Here is a 6,446-nt window from a genome sequence, read left to right as displayed (position 1 = left end):
TTACTTTGCAACAGAACCTTAAATAAGGATAAAACTTTTGGCTATTTTAATATGTGTTAAAATAATAAATATAATAAAATGGATATTTAAAATAGAACATTCAAAGTGCATATGGAGTCTTAAATTATGGAAAATAACTTATTTTTAAATATAAATAGTAATGAAAAATTAGTGCTAAAAGAAATTTTTAATCATCAAAATATTTCACGCACAGAAATATCAAAGAATCTAGGAATTAATAAAGCGACCATTTCTAGTATTTTAAATAAATTGAAGAGTAAATCTTTAGTGCGCGAAGTTGGTGAAGGTGATAGTACGAAAAGTGGCGGAAGGAAACCGATCTTACTTAAGGTTAATCATCTGTATGGCTACTTTATTTCGTTAGATTTGACGTATAGTTCTGTTGAAGTGATGTATAACTACTTTGATGGTAATGTGATTCAACACGAATCTTATAAATTACCGAATGACAATGTAAGTAGTATATTAGATATTTTGAAAGAGCACGTTGATGTTCGTGAAAAACATGACACTATTCATGGTTTATTAGGTATGTCTATATCTATACATGGTGTCGTTGATAATGATCAAAATGTCATTTATTTACCATTCCACAAGACAGATGGAGCTTCTATAACAGAAATGCTAAAAGAATTTGCCCAAGTTCCTGTGATGATCGAAAATGAGGCAAATCTTTCTGCATTGTATGAACGTAATTTTAAGCATAGTTTATCGATTAATAACCTTATAGCGCTTAGCATTCATAAAGGTATTGGTGCGGGCTTAATTATTAATAATAAATTGTATCGCGGTGCCAATGGTGAAGCGGGTGAGATTGGAAAAACACTTGTATCAAAAGTAAGCAATAATGTGGAAACTTATCATAAGATTGAAGATATTTTTTCTCAAGAAGCTTTACTACAAAATTTAAGCCATCAATTAGGTGAGACGTTAACACTTAGTAAACTAATTCAATGTTATAAAGAGCGAAACTCTGTAGTTGTGCAAGAGATGGAGCAATTTATTAATAAGATTGCTATATTAATACATAACTTAAACACGCAATTTAATCCAAATGCTTTTTATGTTAACTGTCCGTTAATTAATGAAATGCCAGAAATTTTAGAAGAAATTAAAGAACAGTTTAAACAGTATTCTCGAAGTGAAATTCAAATCAAGCTAAATTCTAATGTGAAGTATGCTACTTTGTTAGGCGGAACTTTAGCAATCATTCAAAAAGTGCTACAAATTGAAGACATTCAATTATATATTCATATTTAAAAAGAACTTGTTAGAAATCTTTTATAAGATTTCTAACAAGTTCTTTTTTTAATGTAGAAAGCGTTTACATAAATGATAGTATATGATATATTATTTTTAAAGTTAGTTTGTTTAATAAACTAACCAACTATCATTAGGAGGATTACAATGACATATTTCGACATAGATAAAGTAAAATACGAAGGTTCAAAATCACAAAACATTTATAGTTTTAAATATTATAATCCGGAAGAAAAAATAGGCGATAAAACGATGGCTGAACATTTAAGGTTTAGTGTCGCTTATTGGCATACATTTACTGCAGATCTTTCAGACCCATTTGGTGTAGGCACGGCTGAACGTGAATGGGATAACTTAAATGAGATGGACAAAGCTAAAGCAAGAGTGGATGCTATTTTTGAATTCATGGAAAAATTAAACCTTGAATATTTCTGTTTCCACGATATTGATATTGCTCCTGAAGGTTCTAATTTAAAAGAATCAAATGAAAACTTAGACGTAATAGTCGATCTTATTAAAGAAAAAATGGACGAGACGGGCAAGAAATTATTATGGAATACTACTAATAATTTCACACATGAACGTTTTGTACACGGAGCAGCTACATCTTCTAACGCTGAAGTATATGCATACGCTGCAGCGAAAGTGAAAAAATCTTTAGAAATTGCTAAAAAGTTAGGCGCAGAAAACTTTGTATTCTGGGGTGGTCGTGAAGGTTATGAAAGTTTATTAAATACCGATATGAAGTTAGAACTAGATAATTTAGCAAACTTCTTCAAAATGGCTAAAAGTTATGCTGAAGAAATAGGATTTGAAGGACAATTCTTAATTGAACCTAAACCTAAAGAACCAACTACTCATCAATATGATACAGACGTTGCAACAGCTCATGCTTTCTTACAGAAGTATGACTTAGATGATGTATTTAAATTTAATATTGAAGCAAACCACGCTACTTTAGCAGGTCATTCATTCCAACATGAACTAAGATATGCAAGCGATAATCAAATGTTAGGATCAGTGGATGCCAATCAAGGTCATCCTCAACTAGGTTGGGATACTGATGAATTCCCTACAGACGTGTATGACACGACATTAGCGATGTACGAAATACTTAAAAATGATGGTTTAAGCCCAGGTGGTCTAAACTTCGATGCTAAGCCAAGAAGAACATCATTTAAACAAGAAGACTTACTATTAACGCACATTGCAGGTATGGATACATTTGCACTTGGATTAAGAGTCGCTCATAAAATGATTGAAGATAACTTCTTCGAAAATATCATTAATAAAAAATATAAATCATTTAGTGAAGGTATCGGTAAGGAAATTGTAGAAGGAACAACTTCATTTAAAGAATTAGAAAAATATGCACATAAAATAGAAAAAATTGAAAATGAGTCAGATCACTTAGAAGTAATAAAATCACAAATCAACCAATATATTCTAAATATCAATAATGGAGAATGATAATTATGACTTATGTAATTGGCGTTGATATTGGTACAAGTGGATTAAAGTCCATAGTTGTTAATAAAGATGGTAAGGTCGTCGACTCTCATAGCATCAGTTATAAAACGACGCATCCAAAGTCTGGTTACAGTGAAATGGATCCAGATGTTTGGTACGAAGCAACAGTGAATAGTTTAACGCACTTATTAAAGAAATTTGATAAACAATCAATCACAGGTATTAGCTTTTCAGGACAGATGCATGGATTAGTCGTTGTTGACGAATCTGGTGATAGTATAAGGCCAGCTATTTTATGGAATGATACACGTACTTCACAAGAAGTGGAAGAAATTAAAGAAACTTTAGGTATGGAATTCTTACTTAAACAAACACAAAATACTGTACTTGAAGGTTTCACACTTCCGAAATTAATTTGGCTAAAAAATAATGAACCTAATAATTATAAAAAGATTCATAAATTTATGTTGCCGAAAGATTATGTTGTCTATAAATTGACGGGTAATATTTTCACAGAACCATCAGATGCTGCTGGAACGATTATGTATAATATCAAAACTGAAAAATGGTCTGAAACATTATTAAATCAATTAGATATTGATTCGAACATTTGCCCAGAAGTGATTCCTTCTCATCAAAAAAGTGGTGTGTTAAAAGAAGATATTAAGAATCAATTAAATATTGACTGGGAAATAAATATTTATCAAGGTGGCGCAGATAATGCCTGTGGTGCACTTGGTTCTGGTATAACAGATGAAACAAAACAACTTGTAAGCATTGGTACATCGGGCGTTGCACTTTCTATTGAGAACAGTGAACATTACGAAAATGACGGTAACATGCATTACTTTAGTCATTGTGTGCCAAATCAAAAGTATATTATGGGTGTTACGCTTTCAGCTGGCTATAGTTTAGAATGGCTAAAGCAATTGCTTAACCCAGATGAAGACTTTGGTACATTCTTACAAGATATTTCACAATCCAAAATAGGGGCAAATGGACTCTTGTATACACCATATCTATTAGGTGAACGTACACCGTATAACGATGCATCTGTCAGGGGTAGCTTTATTGGGCTAGATGCTAATACATCGCAAAAGGATATTAAACGTTCAGTACTTGAAGGTGTTACTTATTCTATTAATGAAAGTATCGAGATTATGAAAAATCAAGATGTCGATATAAAAGAAATTGTTTCTATTGGTGGAGGCGCAAAAAATGAAGAATGGTTACAAATACAAGCGGATATCTTTAATGCGCCTATTATGACTAGGACAGAAGAACAAGGGCCAGCATATGGTGCTGCAATGTTAGCTGCAATGGGCGAAAACTGGTTTGATACATTTCAAGATATTAGCCAATCATGGATTAACTATCATGAAAAAGTCACGCCAGATTCAAAAAATAATGAATCATATCAAAAATTATTTAATATATATAAACAAATTTATACTGCAACTCAGCCACTAACGAAAGACTTAGCTCAATTTAAATAACGAATTAGGGAGATGGGGTAATGAGTAGTTATGATAATAAGAGATTTATCTTTAAAATTGCACTAATCGCAACGCTTGGTGGGCTATTATTTGGTTATGATACAGCAGTAATTTCTGGGGCAGAACAATCATTACAAAAGTATATTACATCAGGTTATGGTAGTTTTATCCACGGAATAACAGTATCAAGTGCTTTAATCGGGTGTATTATAGGTGGATTATTGTCTTCAAATATTTCAAGAAGTTTAGGTCGTAAAAAATCTTTACAAGTTGCTGCAATCTTATTTATAGTATCAGCAATTTTATCAGGATATCCAGAATTTCTATTCTTTGATGCAGGACAATCAAGTTTAGGGTTGTTAGTCATATTTAATATATACCGTGTTATAGGTGGGATAGGAGTAGGCTTAGCTTCTGCTATTTCTCCAATGTATATTAGTGAAATTTCTCCTTCATCAATTAGAGGACGACTCGTGTCTTGGAACCAGTTCGCAATTATATTTGGTATGTTAGTCGTATACTTTGTAAACTATGGTATTACATTTGGTCAATCACAAAATTGGGTTGATGTAATAGGTTGGCGTTATATGTTTATGACTGAAGCAATACCAGCTGTCGTATTTTTTGTATTGCTATTCTTGGTACCAGAAACACCTAGGTATTTAATATTAGCTAATAAAGATAAAGACGCATTAACTGTTCTGAATAAAATTTATTCATCAAATGAGCATGCTAAAAAAGTATTGAAAGATATATTATCTACAAAAAGTAAGAAAAATGATACAAAAGCACCATTATTTAGTTTTGGTAAAACAGTCATTATCATCGGAATATTACTATCTATATTCCAACAATTTATTGGAATAAACGTAGCACTTTATTATGCACCGAGAATTTTCGAAACCCTTGGTGCAGGTAGTGATGCTTCAATGATTCAAACTGTCGTTATGGGATTAGTAAATGTGGTATTCACATTAATTGCTATAATTTATGTTGATAAATTTGGACGTAAACCGTTACTTATCATTGGATCAACAGGAATGGCTATCGGTATGATAGGCATGAGTATATTAACAGCAAATGGAATATTTGGTGTAATCACATTACTATTTATGGTCATCTATACTGCTTCATTTATGATGAGTTGGGGTCCAATTATTTGGGTATTATTATCAGAAATATTCCCGAACCGTATTAGAAGTAGTGCGATGGCTATAGCAGTAGCAGTTCAGTGGTTAGCGAACTTTACAATCACATCAACTTATCCATTTATGATGGATATCAGCGGTACAATGACTTATGGTTTTTATGCAACAATGAGTATACTGTCAGGAATATTTGTTTGGAAATTCATTCCTGAAACTAAAGGTAAAACTTTAGAAGAACTAGAAAGTATATGGGAAAAAGATAAGCCTAACGAGAATAAACAAACTGAAGAATACGGAAATGTACCGTATGAAAATACAGTTACAAAGTAGAAAAAAGGAGGCTGGGACATAAATACATGTCTCAGCCTCTTTTATTATAATGGCAGTAGCTGACTGGATTGAAAATGCGCTTATATCAAGTTTTTTCCAACCCTAGTCATCCTCGCCGGGGCGAGACTACGAAATCTATTTATTAAAATGAGATTTCTGTCCCGCTCCCTTTTGTTATTATATTTTTTCAATATATTGGTCTTCATGTTCTACACCTTTACCAACTGGCTCCCACTTAATAACAGTAGTAATAATTAAACCAAGTACAGGCACAGCGGCTAAAAATAGCATTGTATTATTTAGTCCGAAATTAGCTAAAATAATTGGGAATATAAATGTTCCAAACATACTGCCGAATCGACTAACTGATTCAACAAATCCGGTACCTTTACCTCTTAAAATAGTCGGATAAGATAAGGCCCCAATTGCTTTCCCTTGTGTGCCTGGACCACCTGCATGACCGAATAGGAAGAATGCTACCATGAGTGCAATTAACCATGTATATGTGTGTCCGTAAAAGAATCCGATGACTAACATTGAACAACCTACAATACTAAAACCAATCATCGTTAGTTTGCGTGCGCCGTATTTAGTTGTAAGTAATGCACCTACTAAACCACCTATGATACCAGCAACGTTAATCAAAGCTGTAACTGATAATGATTCAATTTTATTGTCACCAATAATGTATATAGCAATTAAAGGGTTCTGTTGCAAAGTT

5 protein-coding genes are annotated in these 6,446 nt (G+C 32.5%); 4 read left to right on the top strand and 1 reads right to left on the bottom strand.

The genetic code is table 11. From position 1 onward, the window contains the following. Positions 1 to 126 precede the first annotated feature (126 nt). From KA867_RS13205 to xylE, 4 genes are all read left to right on the top strand, one after another. Entirely contained in the window at positions 127 to 1,281 is a 1,155-nt protein-coding gene (locus KA867_RS13205) for an ROK family transcriptional regulator (RefSeq protein WP_154409728.1), read from the top strand. A gap of 147 nt (positions 1,282 to 1,428) precedes the next feature. Beyond that, positions 1,429 to 2,751, top strand: a complete 1,323-nt coding sequence (gene xylA, locus KA867_RS13200; RefSeq protein WP_154409727.1) for a xylose isomerase — start codon at positions 1,429 to 1,431, stop codon at positions 2,749 to 2,751. A gap of 5 nt (positions 2,752 to 2,756) precedes the next feature. Then, a complete protein-coding gene (gene xylB / locus KA867_RS13195) occupies positions 2,757 to 4,247 on the top strand; it encodes a xylulokinase (protein ID WP_154409726.1) in 1,491 nt (496 codons plus the stop codon). Positions 4,248 to 4,267: 20 nt separating this feature from the next. After that, complete coding sequence (gene xylE, locus KA867_RS13190; protein ID WP_210138328.1) at positions 4,268 to 5,725, top strand: D-xylose transporter XylE; 1,458 nt, start codon at positions 4,268 to 4,270, stop codon at positions 5,723 to 5,725. Positions 5,726 to 5,902: 177 nt separating this feature from the next. Here xylE and KA867_RS13185 read toward each other — a convergent pair. Further along, on the bottom strand, positions 5,903 to 6,446 hold a 544-nt coding region (locus KA867_RS13185), incomplete at its 5' end, for an MFS transporter (protein ID WP_210138327.1).

This window comes from Staphylococcus sp. GDH8C109P (assembly GCF_017893405.1).
Lineage (GTDB): Bacteria > Bacillota > Bacilli > Staphylococcales > Staphylococcaceae > Staphylococcus > Staphylococcus cohnii.
The sequence above is the reverse complement of the archived record's forward strand: the minus strand, read 5'-3'. Positions and strand labels throughout refer to the sequence as shown.